The organism is Parvibaculum sp. (genome assembly GCF_049671045.1).
Taxonomy (GTDB): domain Bacteria; phylum Pseudomonadota; class Alphaproteobacteria; order Parvibaculales; family Parvibaculaceae; genus Parvibaculum.
Window position 1 is genome coordinate 42,784 of record NZ_JBATUH010000112.1, and the last position, 20,144, is coordinate 62,927.

Annotated in this window: 19 protein-coding genes and 2 pseudogenes; 10 read left to right on the forward strand and 11 right to left on the reverse strand. The window is 64.6% G+C overall.

Features of this window, described 5'->3' with window-relative positions; all coding sequences use genetic code 11:
• Positions 1-12: 12 nt before the first annotated feature.
• From WBG82_RS13045 to WBG82_RS13080, 8 genes are all read right to left on the reverse strand, one after another.
• Entirely contained in the window at positions 13-1,758 is a 1,746-nt protein-coding gene (locus WBG82_RS13045) for a DUF2326 domain-containing protein (protein ID WP_424424951.1), read from the reverse strand.
• Entirely contained in the window at positions 1,755-1,982 is a 228-nt protein-coding gene (locus tag WBG82_RS13050; protein ID WP_082206179.1) for an ABC-three component system middle component 6, read from the reverse strand. The genes WBG82_RS13045 and WBG82_RS13050 overlap by 4 nt, the downstream gene beginning before the upstream one ends.
• A complete protein-coding gene (locus tag WBG82_RS13055) occupies positions 1,979-2,728 on the reverse strand; it encodes an HNH endonuclease (protein ID WP_424424952.1) in 750 nt (249 codons plus the stop codon). The genes WBG82_RS13050 and WBG82_RS13055 overlap by 4 nt, the downstream gene beginning before the upstream one ends.
• A 129-nt stretch (positions 2,729-2,857) precedes the next feature.
• Positions 2,858-3,052, reverse strand: coding sequence for a type II toxin-antitoxin system Phd/YefM family antitoxin (locus WBG82_RS13060; protein WP_050475404.1), 195 nt, complete (start codon positions 3,050-3,052; stop codon positions 2,858-2,860).
• Between the two features lie 231 nt (positions 3,053-3,283).
• Positions 3,284-3,541: a hypothetical protein gene (locus WBG82_RS13065; RefSeq protein ID WP_424424953.1), complete on the reverse strand. Its 258-nt coding sequence runs from the start codon at positions 3,539-3,541 to the stop codon at positions 3,284-3,286.
• Complete coding sequence (locus WBG82_RS13070; protein ID WP_424424954.1) at positions 3,538-4,212, reverse strand: YcbK family protein; 675 nt, start codon at positions 4,210-4,212, stop codon at positions 3,538-3,540. Before WBG82_RS13070 ends, WBG82_RS13065 begins: the two co-directional genes overlap by 4 nt.
• A 73-nt stretch (positions 4,213-4,285) precedes the next feature.
• A complete protein-coding gene (locus WBG82_RS13075; protein ID WP_424424955.1) occupies positions 4,286-4,576 on the reverse strand; it encodes a DUF6127 family protein in 291 nt (96 codons plus the stop codon).
• A gap of 23 nt (positions 4,577-4,599) precedes the next feature.
• Positions 4,600-5,955 (reverse strand): hypothetical protein, encoded by a 1,356-nt coding sequence (locus WBG82_RS13080; RefSeq protein ID WP_424424967.1) that lies wholly within the window; start codon positions 5,953-5,955, stop codon positions 4,600-4,602.
• Here WBG82_RS13080 and WBG82_RS13085 point away from each other — a divergent pair.
• Positions 5,885-6,187 (forward strand): toprim domain-containing protein, encoded by a 303-nt coding sequence (locus WBG82_RS13085; RefSeq protein WP_424424965.1) that lies wholly within the window; start codon positions 5,885-5,887, stop codon positions 6,185-6,187. The genes WBG82_RS13080 and WBG82_RS13085 overlap by 71 nt on opposite strands.
• Here WBG82_RS13085 and WBG82_RS13090 read toward each other — a convergent pair.
• Positions 6,110-6,727, reverse strand: coding sequence for a TetR family transcriptional regulator (locus WBG82_RS13090; RefSeq protein ID WP_424424956.1), 618 nt, complete (start codon positions 6,725-6,727; stop codon positions 6,110-6,112). The genes WBG82_RS13085 and WBG82_RS13090 overlap by 78 nt on opposite strands.
• A gap of 189 nt (positions 6,728-6,916) precedes the next feature.
• Between WBG82_RS13090 and WBG82_RS13095 the strand changes: the two genes are divergently transcribed.
• The 4 genes and pseudogenes from WBG82_RS13095 (at position 6,917) to WBG82_RS13110 (ending at position 13,643) form a co-directional block, all read left to right on the forward strand.
• Complete coding sequence (locus WBG82_RS13095; RefSeq protein WP_424424957.1) at positions 6,917-8,149, forward strand: efflux RND transporter periplasmic adaptor subunit; 1,233 nt, start codon at positions 6,917-6,919, stop codon at positions 8,147-8,149.
• On the forward strand, positions 8,149-11,298 hold the full coding sequence (locus WBG82_RS13100) for an efflux RND transporter permease subunit (protein WP_424424966.1): 3,150 nt from the start codon (positions 8,149-8,151) through the stop codon (positions 11,296-11,298). Before WBG82_RS13095 ends, WBG82_RS13100 begins: the two co-directional genes overlap by 1 nt.
• Positions 11,299-11,618: 320 nt before the next feature.
• Positions 11,619-11,750: pseudogene (locus WBG82_RS13105) on the forward strand (IS5/IS1182 family transposase); the annotation flags it as partial.
• A gap of 114 nt (positions 11,751-11,864) precedes the next feature.
• The gene (locus tag WBG82_RS13110) at positions 11,865-13,643 is read left to right on the forward strand and encodes a hybrid sensor histidine kinase/response regulator (RefSeq protein ID WP_424424958.1); all 1,779 of its coding nucleotides are present in this window, start codon (positions 11,865-11,867) and stop codon (positions 13,641-13,643) included.
• A 4-nt stretch (positions 13,644-13,647) separates the two neighbouring features.
• On the opposite strand, the gene WBG82_RS13115 is transcribed toward WBG82_RS13110, so the two are convergent.
• The gene (locus WBG82_RS13115; RefSeq protein ID WP_424424959.1) at positions 13,648-14,277 is read right to left on the reverse strand and encodes a LuxR C-terminal-related transcriptional regulator; all 630 of its coding nucleotides are present in this window, start codon (positions 14,275-14,277) and stop codon (positions 13,648-13,650) included.
• A gap of 148 nt (positions 14,278-14,425) precedes the next feature.
• Here WBG82_RS13115 and WBG82_RS13120 point away from each other — a divergent pair, with 148 nt between their 5' ends.
• Positions 14,426-18,178, forward strand: coding sequence for an autotransporter domain-containing protein (locus tag WBG82_RS13120; RefSeq protein WP_424424960.1), 3,753 nt, complete (start codon positions 14,426-14,428; stop codon positions 18,176-18,178).
• 253 nt (positions 18,179-18,431) lie between these two features.
• Here the strand turns inward: WBG82_RS13120 and WBG82_RS13125 are convergent, their stop codons facing one another.
• Positions 18,432-19,034 carry a hypothetical protein gene (locus tag WBG82_RS13125; RefSeq protein ID WP_424424961.1) on the reverse strand — a complete coding sequence of 201 codons (603 nt, stop codon included), beginning with the start codon at positions 19,032-19,034 and terminating at the stop codon, positions 18,432-18,434.
• Between the two features lie 98 nt (positions 19,035-19,132).
• On the opposite strand from WBG82_RS13125, the gene WBG82_RS13130 reads away from it, so the two are divergent.
• The 4 genes and pseudogenes from WBG82_RS13130 to WBG82_RS13145 form a co-directional block, all read left to right on the forward strand.
• Positions 19,133-19,354 carry a hypothetical protein gene (locus WBG82_RS13130; protein ID WP_424424962.1) on the forward strand — a complete coding sequence of 74 codons (222 nt, stop codon included), beginning with the start codon at positions 19,133-19,135 and terminating at the stop codon, positions 19,352-19,354.
• Positions 19,351-19,515, forward strand: a complete 165-nt coding sequence (locus WBG82_RS13135; RefSeq protein ID WP_424424963.1) for a hypothetical protein — start codon at positions 19,351-19,353, stop codon at positions 19,513-19,515. The genes WBG82_RS13130 and WBG82_RS13135 overlap by 4 nt, the downstream gene beginning before the upstream one ends.
• Positions 19,512-19,691 (forward strand): hypothetical protein, encoded by a 180-nt coding sequence (locus WBG82_RS13140; protein WP_424424964.1) that lies wholly within the window; start codon positions 19,512-19,514, stop codon positions 19,689-19,691. Before WBG82_RS13135 ends, WBG82_RS13140 begins: the two co-directional genes overlap by 4 nt.
• A gap of 133 nt (positions 19,692-19,824) precedes the next feature.
• Positions 19,825-20,144 (forward strand): annotated as a pseudogene (locus tag WBG82_RS13145) (hypothetical protein); the annotation flags it as partial.

Genomic DNA, 20,144 nt, shown 5'->3' on the forward strand with positions numbered 1-20,144 from the left:
GAGGTCTACTCGTCAGTAGCGGAAGCCAAGCAGGCTACCACTTGGATCCGTGTCCGTCAGCCGAAGACGAACCAGGCTTTCGAAGTCGAAGCCTTCTGAAAAGTCGTTGACGGGTAACATGTCCGTGTTGAGGCAGCAAATGTACTGAAAGCCGAATTTCGCGGACATCGTAGCTGCAAGTTCGAGCGCGTGGGCCCGCTGCCTCGGATCTACCCCGTCGAAGATCGTGCTGTCATGGATGAGAAAGTCAATGCCGAGACCGCGCTGCCGCGCGAACGAAATGAGCATGAGATCATAGCAGAAGATCTTCATCTTGCTGATGCCCTCGCTCGGGCTACCGGCAATCTCGACATCGAACTTGTAGCCCGTGTCGTCGATGTCGATCACGAGCCGACCGGGAGCATTATAGAGATGTTCAGAGAAGTCGGAAAACAAGCTCAATGCCTGTGACCAGAGCGCACGGCGTTCCTCATAATCGAGTGTGGTGGCGCGCTTAAGCTCGACGGTCTGGACCTTGATCGTGTCGGATTTCGTGGACATTTGTCGCAACTGAGTGATGCGATTGGTCAGTTCGTCAACTTTGAGCCGGGTCGCGGCATGGAGTTCCTGCAACTGGGTGAGTTCCTCCAAGGCTCCTTGTCCGGCCAGCGCGCTAAGATATTCCGCGCGCCGGTCCGTGAGAGCCGCGATTTGGCTGTCACGCTCCGTGATTGCTGCTTCAAGCGAGGCAATCTCGCCGGCGATGAACTCCCGCCGATTGGCGATGATTTTTGCGTTGAAGGCGCGAGCGTCGGACAGTGTCTTGACGACAGCGCCCGGCAGGGCGATGCCTGCTTCGGTGTAGAGGGCCTCTAGGAGGTCTTCGGAGGGTGCATCTTCGGTGGCGACAGAGTCGCGATAGCGTTCAAGCCTCCTTTTATCGACGATGTTGGCGTTAAGCAGACTATGGATCTGAGTCGTGAGCGCATTCGCCTGCCTTTCGATTTCCCTGTACTGCGGAAGCACTTGAAAGTTCGAAAGAGCCGAGCGCTCACGCTCGAGCTGGGTAGCCAGTCGCAAACGCTCCGCTTCGAGCTCGCCCAGCGATCCGAGTTCGCCATCGACGGCACCGGTTTTGATTGCCTGCTTGAGCGCGACCAACGCGTTCTTCTGATCCTTGAGCTGCTGCCAAGTCGCGGCCTTTTCCCAATCCAAGCCGAGCAGGAAGGCGTTGTGAACTTGAATGTCCCAGGTCTTCTGGTTGTCGAAATGCTTGAAAGGTGTGTTGTATGCGGCCGCATGGTTGCGCACGAAATAGGAAAGCAGCGATCGCACGGATGGTTTGTAGCCGGTTTCAGAAGCCAGTTCGCTGAGACCAAACAACGCCCAACCGAGCACTGACCTCCATTTCTTTGTGTCGAGGCCGATGATGCCTTCCTTGTTGGCGGCAGGCTGGACGGGCCAGCCAGTGGTCGGGCCTTCGATGGCAAAGAAACCGGGCTCATCGGTGGACCGGGTGACCGCGACATCGTTGCCACCGACGGCCAACTCAAGCGTAAAAGCCCATCCCTCTAAGGCTTCTATGCGAAGGCCCTTTCCAGCAGGCGCATTGCTACCCAAGCAGTAGTCGATGATTTCGATGAGGGTGGATTTGCCCAGGGCGTTGGTCGTGTCTTTATCACCCGCTTTGATAGAGCGATCCGCAAGCAAAAGGTTCACGCCCGCTGTGAACGTTGTGTTGTGGAAGCCTCTCCGGCTTGCGCGTACAGCTCGAATCATGTGTCGCGCCGGGTGATGAGCCCGTCTCTGATGTCGACAGCGCCGATGAGGAAGAGGAGATTGGTCGCGAGGACGAATCGTTCGAACGTGCCGACATTGCGCTCCGAACGAAGACGCTCCCAAAGACCGGAGACGGTCATTGGTCCGCTTAGGTGGGCAAGCACGGTTGCGCCGACACCGATCAGCGCTTCATTTTGCGGGATGTGTTTAGTCGGTAGGATCATTTTTCGAACACATCGCAAATTTCGAAGAGATAGATCAACACGGCGATCCCGGCGGTCCTATCAGCCTGACGCCGCATACCTCGTTGTGCGAAATCGCACATCAGTTCGAATAACTCATCCCCTTTATGGCCCTGTTTCCGCAGACCATAATATTGCTCAAGAAAACCTGCCTTGAGGCGCTCGGGAAAATCAGAGTCCAGCTGTGCTTCCGCTTCGACATAAGCTGCGACCGTTGCACGCGAGGTCAGCCCAGCCGCGATGATGTGCCGAGCGCCATTTGAAAGCTCGTTCTTCTTGATCTTCTCGTCCGGAGCCGTGAGATCAAACGATCCGTTTCCGGCGGGCGTTTGTTTGGAAACCCAAGACACAGCTGTCTGAAGCTCGGGGAAGGCAACGTCTGCGAAAGCCTCTTCCATTGCCTGGCGCACCTGCTTCTCGTGTGACTCCTTGAGGGCCTGAAGCTCCGAGACAGGCCAGTCAGCCTCAACCTTGTCGATGATGGTGTGATGATCGGTGCACAGGTAGATGAGGTTGCGCACATTATCGCGCTGTTCGTCCGTCATCGACGCGTCGTAGCGTGCCGCTCCGGGTTTCTCACCGCAGATGTGCGCGGCTTCGCCGATATGGGCGTCATCTCCCATTTTCGCGTCGTACGTAAGGTGCTTGCCGCATTTCGGGAACGCGCAAATGCCTCCACTCCGAAAGGCCAGGATGATTTTTGTCGGATAACTAGCGCCCACGGCCACCACCGATCTGCTTGAGGCTTTGGAAGCGGGGTGTCAGCTTCGCAGTCATAATCTGAAAGTTTGCAAGCTGGTGATTTCTCAGCCTCGGGCGCTCCAGCAGTTTGACAGTCACTTTGAGCCCCCGCCGCGTTATTGCCTTTCGATTGAACCGCGCGCTTTGGCACTGTCCGCCGATTCGATTGCCTTCAGTCGCTCGTATTCCTCGACGGCGATCACCACAACGACGGCCCGCCCATGTTTTTCGACCGTCACGGGCTCGGCGCGGGCCGTGTCGATCAGCCGACCGAAGTTGTATTTCGCGTCTCTGGCCGATAGCGTTTGCATGTCCCGCCTGAAGTAGCTTGTTTGTCTTATTTGTGGCCAAAATGGCCGAAACTTCAAGCGTTTTCTCAAGGCCGCGAGCACGCCCGAGCCTGATCACGCATGACGCTATAGTCGGAGAGCATTTCGGCGAGAGCCGACCCCTCCGGCAACAGATCGAGCTCGTCGGCTGCGCGCGCCTGGAACTCGCGGCTATACTCGACAACGGGTGGGCAGATGGTCGTGATGCGAAGATCAGAAGCGACCGTCGCGCAGGCGGTCAGCGAGATCGTCGTGATCACGAGAACGGCGAGCCGCAGCGTCGAGCATCTGGCGTTGGACGTCATTGGTCTTCTCCGAGGTTTCGAGGCGTTCGGCGAGGCGGCCAGCGCGCTCGCCGGAGCGCCGCAGCGCGAGCAGGAACAGGAGCACCGCAAGTGCGATGGCGCCGTAGCGCAGGGCCGCCCGCATCCACGGAGCGGCGGCGATCCCGGTGAACAGAGCGCCGATCATCGCCGCCCCCGCTTCCAGTCGTCGAGCCGGGCGTAGATCGTGACCGCGATCCCCCCGAGAGCGACGGCGATGAACACAAAGCGCAGCGTGTCGAGATAGGGCACGAGCGGCAGGATGGCGGATTGTGTCTCGGCCAACACGCTCTGCGCGACCTCGACCCCGGCTGCGCCGAGCGTCGCCACACCGGCCGCGCCGCCGCCCTTCATGGTGCGGCTGTCGGCCAGCACTTCGCGCGCGGGCGGCATCTCGGCTGCAAAGGCGGTCGCCCTCACCGGAAAGCGCTCGCCCCACTGGCGCGCGGGGCCAAGGTCGATGTGCATGAATCCGGACCGCGGGTAGAAGCCAAAACCGAGAAAGCCGACGGCTCGGGCGGCGGCCTCGAAGGCTACGGGATCGTGGTTCGCCATGGCGATGTCGAAGGCGGCGCCATCCATGTGCTTCGACGCCTTGGCTCCGCCCACCGCGCGATTGTGCTCGGGGCTGCGATAGGCGGAGCGGATGATCAGGGGCTTGCCCAGCCGGTCGCGCAGCGCCTGCAGCTTGTCGAGAGCGGGTTCGTTGATCAGCAGCTTGCCGGTGCCGCGGCAAGCAAGCTCGGCCGGGCTGAAGTTCGGCCAGCGCCAGGCGCTCTCAGGCACGTCGCGCCAGTGACGGTGGAAAGTCGTGGTCATGGGGTCCTCCGAAAACGAAAAACCCGCCTCGAGGGCGGGTCATTGCGGGCTGATGAATAGGGATGGGGCGCGGCTACGGGCCGCCGCCGAAGAGCTTCAGCTTGATGGCGATGCCGGCCATGAGGGCGAGCAGGACGCCGGTGGTGATCAGGCGCACGGCGGTCTGGACTGCAGTTTGCCTGGCCAGCCGAAACCCGGCCAGCAGCGAGCGCAGATCGCGGATGTCCTCGGCGGCATGCTGGCCATCGAGGCCGACCTCGTGCAGGGCGCGGCGCGCGCCGGTCGCGGCCGCCCGCTCCAGAAGGGCTTCGAACTCGTCGTTTGGCAGGCTGATCAGTCTGCCGATGTCGCGTTTTCGGTCCATGGGTCTGGCTCTCGGTCTGGCGATCAGACGACCAGCGTGCCGGCGAGCGTGAAGCCGATATCGGCCAAGGTCGCATCGGGCGTCGTCGGGGCGACCACGCTGAGCACCTGGCCGGGCTCCAGCACGGTTTCGCTGGCCGCAATGAAGGTGGCGGTGGTTCCGGCGGCCGCAAAGCGCATGGTGGCGAAGCTCGTGCCGTTTCGGCGGATGTCGAAATCGGTCTGCGCAGTGGCCGCCACTCCCGCGACGCCCTGACTGCCGGCCAGGTTCACCTTCATTCGGGTGCGGCGAGCGATGGGAACGCGGAGCAGCACTTCGTCTGCGCCGGGTTGGCCCGTCCTGAAGCCGGTCAGGTCGGCCGGCGGGTCGGCAGCATCTTGGGTTTCGACCACCTGAATGGCGAACCAGCAGCGCATGGTGCCAACACCCTTGATGGTCCTTGCCGCAGAGAGGAACACGGCGACATCGAAATAATCCCCGGCGACGACCGGCACCGCTGCGCTGGCGAGGTTGAGCTGCCCGTCCGTGAAGCCTGATGCGCCGGAAGCCGCGCCGCCACCGGTGATCTCGCTGCCGTTCTTGCGGATGACGGCGGTCCAGTTGGCGCTGCCGCCCTCGAAGCGGATGTTGGCGGTGAGCGCGACCTTGGTGACGCCCACGGGAACGGTCAGCCGGGTGTTTGCGCCGACCGCATGGAAAGCGTCCGTGTCGTAGCCGACCGTGTCGAACTGGATGGCGGTCCATGTCGACGCCGCGACCGACTGGTCGATGGTCTTGCGCGCCAGCGCGCCCCGGAACGGCAGCAGGGCGCGGTTGAAGATGCCGACGCCCGCAGCGCCCCAGAGCGCGCCGTCGAACTGGAGCACGTCGCCGTTCGCGGCACCGGCGATGGAGACGTCGGTGAGATCACCCAGTGCGCCAGCGCCGCCGCCGACCCCGTAGAGATCGCTGCCATTGCCCTGCACCAGCACGGTGGCGCCGGGCACGATGGCGACCTCCGCACCGACGCCCGCATGCCTGGCGCGGACGTCCTGGCCGCCACTCGTCGCATTGCGGATGGCGAGTCGGCGATGATTGGCGGGCAGTGTCAGGGTCCGGGAGGCCGTCAGCGTGCCGGTGAGGACGATCAGGCCGTTACGGTTCGTCTGATCCACGCTCAGCGCCTGGTTGGCGTCGGCCATGGCCAGCGACAGAGCCCGGTTCATGGCATTGTCGAGGGCATCGACCGCGTCGTTGATCGTGACTTCCTGGGCCGAACGTTCCGCCGTGCGCCTGCCGGGGCGCGAACCGCTGGTGCTCTGCGAGGGCGTGGAAACCGCGCTGTCGATCTGGCAGGCGACCGGCCAGGAGGTTTGGGCCTGCCTCGGCATCTCGAACATCGCCCGCGCGCCCGTCCCCGACAAGGCCACGGCTATCATCGCCCGCGATGGCGACGCGCCCGGCAGCAAGGCCGAAGGGATGATGATTATCCTCAAGTGGCCCGGCGTCGCGTTTGCACCGATCGAGAACCCATACCGCGAGGCGCACAGGCTTTCACCGTGCCGGGGCCGCTTTGAGAGGGTCGAAGAAATAGCGGGTGAGTATGCTCGCGTCGTCCGGCATGCGATATAGCTCAGGCGAGCGCAGATAGTCGGTATAGAGCCCGAGCATGTAGGCGTAGAGCGCGAGCGCCAAAGCACGCGGTTCTCTTGCGGTGGTCATTCGTCCTGACTTTTGCAGTATGCTGAAGAAACGCGTCAATGATTTGGTCGCGTGTTCTCTTGCGGCGCGTTCTCGATCGATGAGACTTCCCATATCCTCCGTGTATTCGTACTTCAGTAACAGAACCGTGTATACGCGCCGCAACCGTTCGTTTCTGTGGACTTCGACAAGGGAGGTCGCGCAATGGCGCTCGAGATCCTCGATCGTGTCCGCGCTCTCAAGGATTTGATAGAAGGCACTCTCCATCGGCATACGCACCCGCTCCACAACGGCGTTGAACAGGTCCGACTTGTTCTGAAAGTGCCAATAGACCGCACCTCGCGTCACGTCGGCGGCATGCGCAACCTGCTCGAGCGTGGTCCGAGAAACGCCGCGTTCGAAAAACACCCGCTCGGCAGCATCAAGGATGCTTTCGCGGGTCTCCAAAGCCTCTTCTTTCGTTCGTCTCAATCCACTCTCCCGCTTGCTTGGTGCTGTTGTACCCCACCGCTCCAAACATCCTCCATACAAAAAATCCTTTACATGCGTGCGCGTATGTATATTAATGCTGGAGCGAATGAAAGCGGTTAGAACAATCACCACCCAGCACATTCTCGGCCAGCGGGGCCGAGAATGTGCTGGGTGGCGGCGTCTAATTCGGTGATTTCGGCGATCCAGTTCAAGGAGTCTTCTGTGGAGCGAACTCGTACGTCTGGCATTCTGCCGATCCTGGCGGCGGCCTCACTGCTATTGGCCGCATGCGATGATGGCGCCGATCAACCGAGCGCCACTCTACCGCCGCCCCCGGAAGTCACCGCCATGACGGTCGCGTCGCAGACGGTGACGCTGGAACGGACCTATCCTGCACGCGCCGAGGCTGCAAACTATGTGGAGGTTCGCGCCCAAGTGGAAGGAATTCTGCTTGAGCGCAGCTATGAGGAAGGCGGCCTCGTCAAGGCGGGTGCGGTGCTGTTCCAGATCGATCCGGCCCCATACGAAGCGCGGGTTCAACAGGCCGAGGCTGAACTCGATCGCGCCCGGGCCCAACTACGCGAGATGCAGCGACAGTGGAAGCGAGCCTCGCAACTCTATGAAAAAAAGGCGGTGAGTGAGAGTCGGCGCGATCAAGCACAGTCGGCGGTGGAAATAGCTAAGGCGGACGTGGCCAACGCCGAGGCCGTGCTGCGCACGGCGCGCATCGATCTCGGCTACACCGAAGTGCGCGCACCTATCAGCGGCGTGACCGGGCTGCGCGCTGTATCCAACGGCAATTTGGTGACAGCCGGCACTTTGCTGACCACGATCCGCCAGCTGGACCCGATGCACGTGCTTTTCTCGATGCCGGAAGCCGACGCAATTGCGCTTGGCAGACAACTCAATTCGGCAGGAGAAGCCTCTGCTTCCGCCCAGCACTTGGCGGTGCAGGTGCGGCTCGCTGATGGTTCGGTTTATGAGCGGCAGGGCGTCGTCGACTTTACTGCCGCCTTTGTCGATCCACAGACAGGGACCGTGCAGGCGCGGGCGGTATTTCCGAACCCGCAGGGGGTTTTGCTGCCCGGCCAGTTTCTGCGGATTTCGGTGCAGGGGCTGCAGCTTTCCAACGCAATTGTCATCCCGGCCAAGGCCGTCGCCGAGGGGCTGGAAGGTCCGGTGGTCTACGTATTGAACGAGCAGAACATCGCCCGGCCGCAGCCGGTCGCGCTTGGCCTGAGCGTCGCGCAGGACCAGGTGATCGAGCAGGGTCTGCAGGCTGGTGAGCGCGTGGTCGTCGACGGCATAGCGAAGGTCCGCCCGGGTGAGCCGGTACGGCCGATACCACCGACGAATTCCGCTGACCACCAGGACGGCGAAGCCGCCACAAATGGCGGCACGAGTTCGGGGACTGGCCGATGATCTCGAAGTTCTTCATCGACCGTCCGGTATTCGCCACTGTTCTGTCGATAGTCATCGTGCTGGCGGGGCTCGCCGCGATGATGGCGCTGCCGGTCGAGCAGTACCCGGAAATCGTGCCGCCGGAGGTGGTGGTGTCCGCTTCCTACCCGGGTGCCAATGCGGAGACTCTCGCGGAGACGGTGGCGGCCCCCATCGAGCAGCAGGTCAACGGCGTAGAGGACATGATCTACATGCGCTCGACCAGCTCCGATGCCGGTTCGATGCGCCTGTCGGTATACTTCGAGATCGGCACCGATCCAGACCAGGCCACGATCAACGTCAACAATCGTGTGCAGGCAGCGCTGGCGCGGCTGCCGGAGCAGGTGCGCCAGCAGGGCGTGACCGTGCAGAAGCGCTCCAGTTCTATCCTGGCGCTGGTCTCCCTCTCGTCGCCCGACGAACGTTACGACCGTTTGTTCATGAGCAACTACGCTCTGCTCAACGTCATCGACGAGCTCAAGCGAATCCCCGGTGTCGGCGATGCCAGCCTGTTCGGCGCGGCTGACTACTCCATGCGCATATGGCTGAAGCCGGATAAGCTCGCCGAGTTCGGCCTCACACCCAGCGACGTCGCGGGCGTCCTGCGCGAGCAGAACACGCAAGCGGCTGCAGGCTCCATGGGCGGTCAGCCGGCTACCGAGGACGTCGCTTTCACCTATGGCGTGACCACACTGGGCCGTCTTTCGGATCCCGAGCAGTTCAGGGAGATTATCGTACGCGCGAATCCCGACGGCTCGGCGCTGCGCCTGAAGGACGTTGCCCGCATCGAACTCGGTGCCCAGCGCTACGAGTTCACCGCCACATACAACGGCAGGCCGACCGTGCCGGTCGCGATCTATCTCCAGCCGGGCGCCAACGCTCTGGACACGACGGCTGCGGTGGAGGAGAAGATGAAAGCGCTGGCGGAGCGCTTCCCCGAGGGCATTGAGTACACCATTCCCTTCAGCACCACCCGGTTCGTGGAGGTCTCCATCGACGAGGTCATCAAGACCTTCGTCGAAGCGCTCATCCTGGTAGTGGTGGTGGTATTCCTGTTCCTGCAGAACGTGCGCGCTTCCCTTATCCCGCTGCTGGCGATCCCGGTCTCCCTGATTGGCACCTTCGCCGGCATGTACCTGCTCGGCTTCTCCGTCAACTTGCTTACGCTGTTCGGCATGATCCTCGCCATCGGCATCGTGGTCGACGATGCGATCATCGTCATCGAGAACGTCGAGCGGCTGATGACGACGGAGAAACTGCCGCCGAAAATGGCGGCGATCAAGGCCATGGAAGAAGTGGCCGGCCCGGTCATCGCAATCGTGCTGGTGCTTTCGGCTGTGTTCATCCCGGTGGGCTTCCTGGGCGGGCTCAGCGGCGTGATGTACCGGCAGTTCGCGATCACCATCGCGGTGTCGGTCATCATCTCCGGGATCGTCGCCCTGACGCTGACGCCAGCATTGTGCGCGCTGATGCTCAAGCCGACTCACAATGAGCCGCTGCCGCCGTTCCGCTGGTTCAACCGCTTTTTCGATAGCGTGACCCGCGGCTACCTCGCCTGCGTTCGCTTCATGCTGCGGCGGGCGGTGCTCGGCGTGCTGCTGTTCGTCGGCCTGATCGGCGTGACCGTGCTGCTCTTCGGCAGGGTGCCCGGCAGCCTGGTGCCGAACGAGGATCAGGGCTACGTGGTGGCCGTCACGCAGCTTGCGCCGGCCGCGGCGCTGGGTCGGACACAGGAGGCCATGGAAGAGTTTACCGGCAAGGTGCTCAACGAAGACATCGTGCAGGGAATGACCAGCTTTGCCGGCTTCGACCTGCTCGCCGGGGCCCTTAAGAGCTACGCCGGTGCATCTTTCATCACGTTGAAGGATTGGGACGAGCGGACCGGGCCCGGCCAGGACTCGGAGTCGTTCGCCAGACAAGTGATGGGTTTCAGCGACACGATTCCCGAAGCGAATGTGATCGCCTTCAACCCGCCGCCCATCACCGGTATGTCCACCACCGGCGGCTTCGAGGTCTATCTGCAGAGCCGTACCGCAGCGTCCCCTAAGGAAATCGAGGCGACTGCTCAGGAACTGGTGTCTGCGGCCAGCAAACGGCCGGAGCTGGCAGACGTTCGCACCACGCTGATGACCCAGATTCCGCGCTACCGGATGCTGGTGGATCGGGAGAAGGCGCGGGCGCTCAAGGTGCCGGTGGACACCATCTATGAAGCGATGCAGAGCACGTTCGGGTCGCTCTATGTCAATGACTTCACCCTCTTCGGCCGGAACTATCAGGTGAACGTGCAGTCGGAAGCGGAGTTCCGGGAGAGCCCCAACGACCTCAAGGAGGTGTTTGTCCGCTCCGACGACGGCCGGATGGTCCCGCTGGCGTCGCTGGTCAACGTGGAACGGACCCGCGGGCCGGATCAGATCGAACGGTTCAATGTGTTCCCGTCCGCCAAGATCATGGGCAACCCGGCACCGGGATACAGTTCCGGGCAGGCGATCGCCGCCATGCAGGCGGTGGCGGCGGAGGTCCTGTCGAAGGACTACCAGCTCGGCTGGATCGGCTCCGCCTATCAGGAACTGCAGGCGGGCGGCACCGGTCAACTCGCGTTCGTTTTCGGTATCGTCATGGTGTTCCTGATTTTGGCCGCCCAGTACGAACGCTGGATGCTGCCGCTGGCAGTCATAACGGCGGTGCCGTTCGCCGTGTTCGGTGCCGTTCTCGCAATCTGGCTGCGCGGCCTCGCTGTCGATCTGTATTTCCAGATCGGGATGCTGGTGCTGATCGGCTTGGCGGCGAAGAACGCCATCCTGATTGTCGAGTTCGCAGTGCTTGGTCGACTGGAGGGCCAGTCTGTCTTGGAAGCCGCCGTCAACGCGGCACGGCTTCGATTCCGGCCGATCGTGATGACGTCGCTGGCGTTCATCGCTGGCGTTGTGCCATTGGCGGTTGCCAGCGGCGCCGGGGCCGGGAGCCGACACTCGATCGGCACCGGCGTGATCGGCGGCATGCTGGGAGCGACGGTCCTGGCCATCATCTTCGTTCCGCTCTTCTATCGCCTTATCGACCAGGCTTCCGCGTGGCGGCATGGCCCTCAGGCTGCCACGGCGCCACAGCAATCAGCGGAAGGGCCAGCCCAATGATTTCGGTGCTGTCAGCCTCTCTCGGTACGGTGCCGGGTTTCATCAGGAAAGTTGTCGCGGCACGCCCGGACCGCTCCAGCCGCGGCTCGATCCACCTGTTCGACAACCACAGGAGCAGAGTCCCGGCGATGATCAACAGGATGATGGCGAGCAGCAGGAGGCGGTTCATCGTGGCAGCCTAGCAGGCTGTTGAAGAAGTCGGTAGCGGCACAAGGATTGACGTGATTCACTGCCCTTGGCGAACGGCTGGAGGGTGGATGATGCGCGGACGAGATGAGTGATCGGGCTCTCTTTTTTCATATGTGGATTTTGAGAGGCGGATGCGGTCGGAACATCCGTTGCTGACGATCCGCGCGATTGCGAACGCGGCGCTGGGCGACCTGACGCAGGAGTTTGAGGCCCTTTATCCGGCTCGTTTGGGCCGTCCGCCGATTGTGCCGGAGCGCCTGCTGTCGACCGACCACTTCGCGGTAGACGGTACGCTGTCGTGAACTTGCCCCAACCTTGGACCGGGCGGGCTGGTACAAGGTTGGGGGCAGGGGGATGGAGGGGAAAGGGGGAGCTGCATGATCGTCGAACAGCTTCGTGCCGCGAGCCGCGCCGAGAAATGGCAGCTCGACTATCTCTTCGATCTGAGCTTCCAGGCCTGGCTCGTCCATATCGGCGTCGTCACCGCAGTGATGGCGCTGCTCGTCTATGTCCGGCCGGGGGAAGTCTGGCCCTTCGTCTGGTACGCCGCCATGTGCGCCTTTTCCGCGGGCTTGGCCGCTCTCGCATGGCGTTACACGCATCGCCGTCCGGTGGATGACGACGAAGCTCGCCCCTACGGCCTCGCCCATACGGCCCTCACCGCTCTTGTCGGCATCGCCTGGGGGCTCGGGGCCTTCGGCACGGCGACGGGCGAGTTTCACCTCATGCTCGTCTATTCGCTGGCGCTGGGCGGCACCGCGCTCGGCGCAGTCTCCTCCCAGCATGTGCTGCCGCGCTCCTGCTTCGTCAGCCTCTGGACCTCCGTGCCGCTGCTCGGCTTTGCGCATGTCTTGCACGATCCGGGCATTTTCGGCGGGACAGTCTTCAGCATGATCATGCTCTATGCGGGCGTGCTCTCCATCCTCGCCATCCGCATGTTCCGTTTCATCCGCGCCAATGTCGATCTCACGCGCTCGCTCGACGCGAAGCTCGCCGAGATCACCGACATGGCCGCCGAACTGGAAGACGCGCGGCACGAGGCGGTGGAAGCAAACCTTTCCAAGTCGCGTTTTCTCGCTCATGCCAGCCACGACCTGCGCCAGCCCATTCACGCCATAGGGCTCTTCACCGCCTGCCTGCGCGATCTCGATCTCGAGGCCGAGGCGCGGCAGCATGTGACGAGCATCGACAATGCCGCCCGGTCGGTGAGCCGTCTTCTCGGGTCGCTGCTCGACATTTCGCGTCTCGATGTCGGCGGCATCGAACCCCGGTCCGAACGCTTCGCGCTCGAGGTGTTTCTGCGCGGCATCCTCCGGCAGAACGCAGACGCCGCGCTCGGCAGCGGCGGCACGCTGGAGATGGAAACGGCGGATATCTGGGTCGATACCGATCCCGCCCTTCTCTCCACCATGATCCAGAACATCCTCTCCAACGCGCTGAAATATGCGCCCGGATCGAATGTGCGGATCGTCGCCCGCCGCGAGGGGGACCGCGCCGCGCTGGAGATTGCCGATAACGGTCCCGGCATCGCCGAGCAGGACCTGCAACACATCTTCGACGAGTTCTACCGCGCCGAAAGCGGGGGTGTGCCCAAGGCGGAGGGCCTCGGCCTCGGCCTCGCCATTGTGCGCCGTCTCGCCGGGCTTCTCGGTCTCGAGGTGGAGATCGCATCCGCCGCGGGCCGCGGTACGCGGCTGCGCATTTCGGGACTGCGCCCGGTCGCGCCGGCCGCCGTCACCGTTCCGCCGCGCGCCCATCGCCAGCATCCCCTGACGGGGCTTCGCGTTTGCGTGGTTGACGACGATGCGGAAGTGCTTGCGGCGACGGCCACGCTGCTGCGCCGCTGGGGCTGCGACGTGGCCGAGTTCGCCGGCCTGCCGGAGGCGGCGTCCGGTTGCGACGCCATCGTCAGCGATTTCGATCTGGGCGGCGATCTCGACGGGCTCGATGTCATCGCGAGGCTGCGCGAGATGGAGGGATGGGAGGTGCCCGCCGCCATTCTCACCGGCCGCTCCGAGCCGGAGACGCTGAAGCGTCTCGCGGGCTCCGGCATCCCCTTCCTGCGCAAGCCGGCGCACCCGGCGGAGCTTCGCGCGCTCCTCACCGGCTTCGCGCTCGGTGACGATGCGCCGGAGGGCGAGGTCTCCGTCTCCTGACGGTCTAGAGAAATTTCGTCGCTACGCCTGCCGCCGCCGCGCGGCTTGCGACGCCGAGCGTCCGCAGAAGCGCTGACACATGCATCCGCGCCGTCATCGGCGAGATGCCGAGTTCGCGCCCGATCTCCTTGTTGGTCAGGCCTGCCGCGACGAGCTGCAGTACTTCGCGCTGGCGCGGGGAAAGCTGCACCTCGCTTTCGCCGCCCGCTTTCGTACCGCCGGGAGTCGGCAGATGCGCTGCCGCCGACTTCACCACGATCTCGCCATTGCGGATTGCGGCGATCGCTTCGGCGATTTCTTCAGGCGGCACCGACTTGCCGACGAAGCCGTCGGCGCCTGCCGCCATCACCACGTCAATGGTCTCGCTGTCATCCGCCATCGAGACGATGGCGATGGTCGCGCGCGGGAACCGGCGGCGAAGCGTGCCGATGGAACTTTCCGGCGCGAAGCCCGGAAACAGCAGGTCGAGCACGAACATGGCCGGGGTCTCGCCCTCGCCCGTCAGCGCAAGCACTTCCTCGAAGCTGCCCGCCTCGCAAACCGCCGCGCCGGGACAGGCCCGCGTCAGGATGTGGCGCATGCCCATCCGGAACACTGGATGATCGTCGGCTATGATGATGCGGTCTCCGGCCAAGGATGCTCTTCTTTCTCGGGCTGATGCGGTTCCTGAATTTAGCCCCACGTCGCCCCGATGGCACCTGTACACCTGTACATCTGTCCCGAAGCGCGCTCTCCCGGGACACTGCGCCCCATCTGCATCTGCTGTTTTGGGGGCAATACCGATGAACGCAACGGCTGAAAACCGTATCTCACTACATCTGAGAAGGCGTACCTTCGCCATCACCCTCTTCCGCGGATGGAAGGCGCACCGCGAGGCCCCCGCGACGCCCCGGCTCGTCCACAGGCGACGCCGCCGCCAGCTCCTTTCCGGCGCCGGTATCGCCGCCCTTCTTGTCGCCGCCACGCTCTCGCCCCCCGCCATCGCGCCCGCGCGTGCCGACACCTCCTGGACCGGCGCCGCCGATACCGACTGGCACAATGCGGCGAACTGGTCGAACGGCGTGCCCTCCAACACGGGCAACGACGCCTATATCACCGGCCCCGTCGAGCCGGTCGTCTCGCAGGCCGCGTTCGGCGAGAACTGGACGTGGGTCGGCTACGGCTCCGGCAACACCGGCGCTATAACCGTCGGCGATGGCGGCAGCCTCACCGCCGGCTGCTGCTTCTACCTCGGCGCAAACCGCGGAACCGGCAGCATGACCGTCACGGGCACCGGTTCGTTCACGGCCTCCAACATCCTCATGCTCGGCGACTACAACTCCACCGGCTATCTCACCATCGAAAACGGTGGCACCGTCAACAGCGGCTCCTTGACTTATGTCGGCCGGGCCAGCGGCTCGAGCGGCTATGCCACCGTCACCGGCGAAAATTCGCTCTGGTCGGTTTCGGGAAGCTTGCGTATCGCGGGCGAGTCCTCCAGCGATTCTGCCTATGGCTCCGTCACCCTGTCGGATTCTGGCGTGCTGCGCGTGAACGGCGGCAGCGGCTCCGTCATCATCGGCAATTCGTCGAACTCGACGGCCTTCCTCAACATCGGCGCGGCGGAAGGCGAGGCCGCGGTGGCGGCCGGCACGGTGGACGCGGCCAGTGTCGTGCTCGGCAGTGGCGATGGGAGGCTGGTCTTCAACCACACGGATACGGGCCTCGATTTCTCGACATCCATCACCGGCAATGGCGAGGTGCATCAGCTCGCGGGCACCACCATTCTTTCCGGTTCCAACACCTGGTCGGGCAGCACCGTTGTCGAAGGTGGCATGCTGCGCGCGGGCGGCGCGAGCAGCCTCTCCGCGAATGCCACTTACGAGGTGAATGGCGGCACGCTCGACCTCAATGATTTCGACCTTGCGATCTCCGCGCTGTCGGGCTCTGGCGGCACGGTCGATCTCGGCAGCGCGGCGCTCAGCGTCGGCAGCGGCAACACGGATACGGCATTTGCGGGCATGATCGCCGGCACAGGCAGCCTCGAAAAGACGGGCAGCGGCACCTTCACCCTCACGGGCGCGAACACATATACGGGCGGCACCACCGTTTCGGGCGGCACGCTGCGCGCGGGGGGCGCATCGGCCCTTGTCGGCGGCAGCGCCTATACGGTCGATGGCGGTACGCTCGACCTCAACGATTTCGATCTTTCCATGTCCGCACTGTCCGGCACCGGCGGCACCGTCGATCTCGGCAGCGCGGCGCTCAGCGTCGGCAGCGGCAATACCGACACGACATTCGCGGGTGCGATCTCCGGCACCGGCGGCCTCGAGAAGACGGGCACGGGCAGGCTCACCCTCACCGGCGCGAACAGCTATACCGGCGGCACGACCGTTTCGGGCGGCACGCTCGAAGGCAGCACGGCAAGCCTCACCGGCGACATCGTCAACAATGCGGCGCTCGCCTTTGCGCAGGCATTTGACGGCACGTTCGGCGGCGCCATCTCCGGTACGGGAAGCATGGAGAAATCCGGCGCGGGCAAGCTCACCCTCTCCGGCGCGAACAGCTACACCGGCGGTACGACCGTGAGCGGCGGTACGCTCGAAGGCAGCGCGGCAAGCCTCACCGGCGACATCGTCAACAATGCATCGCTCGCCTTCGCGCAGGCGGCGGACGGCACCTTCGCGGGCGCTGTCTCGGGCACCGGCGCCGTCGAGAAGACGGGCGCGGGCAAGCTCACCCTCTCCGGCGCGAACAGCTACACCGGCGGCACCACGGTTTCGGGCGGCACGCTCGCGGGCGACACATCGAGCCTCCAGGGCGACATCGTCAACAACGCAAGCCTCCTCTTCGACCAGTCGGCGGACGGCACCTATGCGGGCGTCCTGTCCGGCAATGGCGATATCGTGAAGTCCGGCGCGGGAAGCCTCGTTCTCTCCGGCATCAGTGGCGCCTTCACCGGCGGCCTGGAGGTGCTGTCGGGCAGCCTCATCGTCGACGGCACCTTCGCGGGCGGCCTTCTCGTCTCGGGCGGCTTCCTCGGCGGCTCCGGCACGGTCGGCGCAACCACGCTCGGCGCGGGCGCGACGGTCGCGCCCGGCAATTCGATCGGCACGCTGAGCGTCGCAGGTGACTTCGCCTTCGACGCAGGCTCGATTTATGAAGTCGAGGTGAATGACGGCGGCAACACGCCCGGCGTCAATAACGACTTCATCGATATTGCCGGCGCGCTGACCATCGACAGCGGCGCGGTCGTCGAGGTCGTGCCGGAGAACGGCACCGATGACGGCGCTTCCTATGCGCCTTCCACCACCTACACGATCCTCACAGCCGATGGCGGCATCAGCGGCGTCTTCGGCGGCGTCACGGCGGGCTTCGCCTTCCTCACGCCGGAGCTCTCCTACGACGCCACCAGCGTCTTCCTCACCCTCACGCAGATGGCGGCCTTCGAGGATGTGGCGTCGACGCCGAACCAGCAGGGCGTTGCGGCCGCGACGGAGGCGCTCGGCGCCGGCAATCCTCTCTATGACGAGATCATCGTCATGTCGGAGGAAGACGCGCAGGCCGCCTTCGACGCGCTTTCGGGCGAAGCGCATGCCAGTTCGACCGGCGTCTTCTCCGGTTCCGCCGGGATCGTGCGGCGGACAATCTTCTCCCGCCTCTTTTCGCGTTTCGGCGCGCCGCGCGGCTTCGCGGCGGCGGAAGGTTACGCGCCTGCGGCGGGCGACGAAACGCCGCAGGGCTACACGCTGTGGGGAGAACTCGTCCGGGGCTGGGGCGAGACGGACGGGTCGGCGTCGGTGGCGGGCATCGAGCGCCATTCGGCGGGCTTCCTCGGCGGCGTCGACCGCGAGATCGGCGAGGCAAGCCGCATCGGTTTCGCGCTCGGCTACAGCCGCTCCGATTTCGACGTCTCGGGGCGTTCCTCGTCGGGCGAAAGCGACAACGTCCATCTCGCGGGCTATGCGGGAACCGAGCTTGGTTCCGTCGATCTGAAGGCCGTGCTCGGCTACAGCTACCAGATGGCGGAAAGCCGCCGCAGGGTTGTCGTGGGCAGCGTCGTCAACGATCTTTCCGCGGATTACGGCGCCCATACCTTCCAGGCATCCGGCGAGGCCTCGGTCGATCTGGAGGCGGGATCCGTCACACTGACACCCTTCGCCGGCCTCGCCGTCGTCCATGTCGAGACGGAAGCCTTCACCGAGACAGGCGGGCCGTCGGCGCTCTCCATCTCCTCCTCCGGCAACACCACCGGCACCTCGGAGCTCGGTCTGCGCGCCGCGCGCGAGGCCGGCTCCCTCACCCTTTTCGGCTCCGCCTCATGGCGCCACGTCTTCGGCGATGTCGAGCCCCTCTCCCGCGCCGCCTTCGCGAGCTCGCCCGCCACCACCTTCTCGGTTCGCGGCACGCCCCTCTCCGAGGACGTCGCCTCTCTCGGCGGCGGTGTCGAACTCCTCATCGCCGAGGAGACGACGCTCGAGCTTTCCTATCGCGGGGAATTCGCCTCCGACAGCCGCGATCACGGGCTGAAGGCGAAAGTTTCCATCCGCTTTTGAAAAGCAAAAAGTCAGCAGGCGCCGTTCAAGGAAACAAAAGGGCATTGTCCACAAAAGAAGCGTCCTGGAGGTGGATGCCCTCTTCGCCTACCGCCCCGGCTCGGCCGAGGCGCGGCCCGAGAGCATCCGGTGCCGGTCCGCCCATTGCGAGACAGTCAGGTCCGGATCGGGCCGGAGCCCGGCGCCCCAGGCGCGCAGGAGATCAGCGACGCCGTCGAAGTCGGTCAGGTCATCGGACAGCTCATTGTCTCGCTCAGCGGAATTCCGGCCGGACCTCGGCGAGTTCGTCGAGGTGGGCGCGTACATGGATCTCCAGAGCCTTCTGCATCCCGGCCGCCTCCACTCCGAGCTCCGCCGCCATCAGCGCCGCGGCGCGGGACGGCCAATTGACCCAGGAATCCCGCTCCTCGCGTGCGAGCCGGAAGACGAGCGCGGTCGCGCGTGCACGATCGATGAGTTCGCCCTTCATCTTCTGAAGCCGGAGGCGGCGCTCCTGCGCCTTCAGCACCTCGTTCGCCGTCTTCGCCTGCAGGAAGGTCGTGCCGCCGCCGACGGCGGGGACCGCCAGCCCCTGTTCGCGCAGCGTGTCGCCGACGGCTGAGAGGGCCGCCTCAGGGACAGGCTTCAGCTTCGGCGCGGGCGGCTTCGTTCGGGGCGCTTTCGCGGCGCCACTGGCGCCACGGTCGCCCCTCACCTTCGACGGGTCGGTCGTCTCGGCGCGCCGCGCATCGCTGGCGGCCGCGTTGATGCTGCCGTCCGGATAGAGGACCAGTCGCTCGGCTGCCTTCGCCTTCTGGATCGCGCCCCGTGAGAAGCCCACCCGGGCGGCGTACTGGCGCTCGCTCATGCCCTGCATGTCCGCTCCGATTATTGTTCCAGAACAGGTGCTTATCGACTTGATAAGCGCTGCGATCAGAGCCTGTATGGGGTCACCAGCAGATACAGGAGACCGCCATGACCCAGACCGCGAACACACCCAAGGCCCTCGACGCCTTCATCGCCCGCAAGGCCGAAATCGACGCCATGCTTGCCCGGCTCGCACGCCTGAGCGACGAGCACTTCAACGCCAGCCCCGACGAGATCAACTGGGGCCATGTCGGAACGCTCACCCACTACGCCGAGCTCCTCAAGCGCATCACCGACGCGGCCTTCCGCGAAGGCGAACACGCGCCATGAGCCGGGTGTTCGCCCATGACCGGATCGAGATCTGGCGCAGCAGCGATCGGTGGGGCGAGACCTTCTGGGTCTATGGCTGTACGCTCAGCGGCGATCCCATGACCGCGCCAAGCCTCGACATGGCGTTCGCCATCGCGGCCGCGCACGGGGGCGCATCATGAGCGCGCAAACGAACATGCCTTGGGCCGTCTATCGCTGCGACCGCCTGACACGCGGCGCTACCCCTCAAAACGAGCAACTGATCAGCGGGCATCTGACGCCGCTGGAAGCCATGCACGAAGCCAACCGGCTGAAGCGCGCTGACAGGGCGCACAGCTACACCGTTGGGCCTGCGTGATGCGCGTTCTGATGGCGCACGCCAGTGCTGAAGCGCGCGCTTGAACGCTCACGTCTCAAGCCTCTCGCCCGCCATGGCGGGCTTGGGGTCGTAGAAGGGCGCACATCCCGCGCGACCCGAGATGGAGACGATAATGACCCAGCTTTCCAATACCCAGACCCTGATCCTCGAGGCCGCGGCGGAACGTGAAACGCGCATCGCCCTGCCGCTACCCGAGACCCTGCGCGGCGGCGCGGCCGCCAAGGTGGTCGCCGCGATGCTCGCCAAGGGCCTCATCGAAGAGGTCGACGCGGAGCTGCGCAAGGGCGATCCCGTCTGGCGCGAGACCGGCGACGGCCACGGCGTCACGCTGGTCGCCACAGACGCAGGCCTTGCCGCCATCGGCATCGAGCCCGAGGACGCGAACCCCGCGCCTGCGGGCGCGACGGACGCGCCGACCGAGGAGCCCGCGCC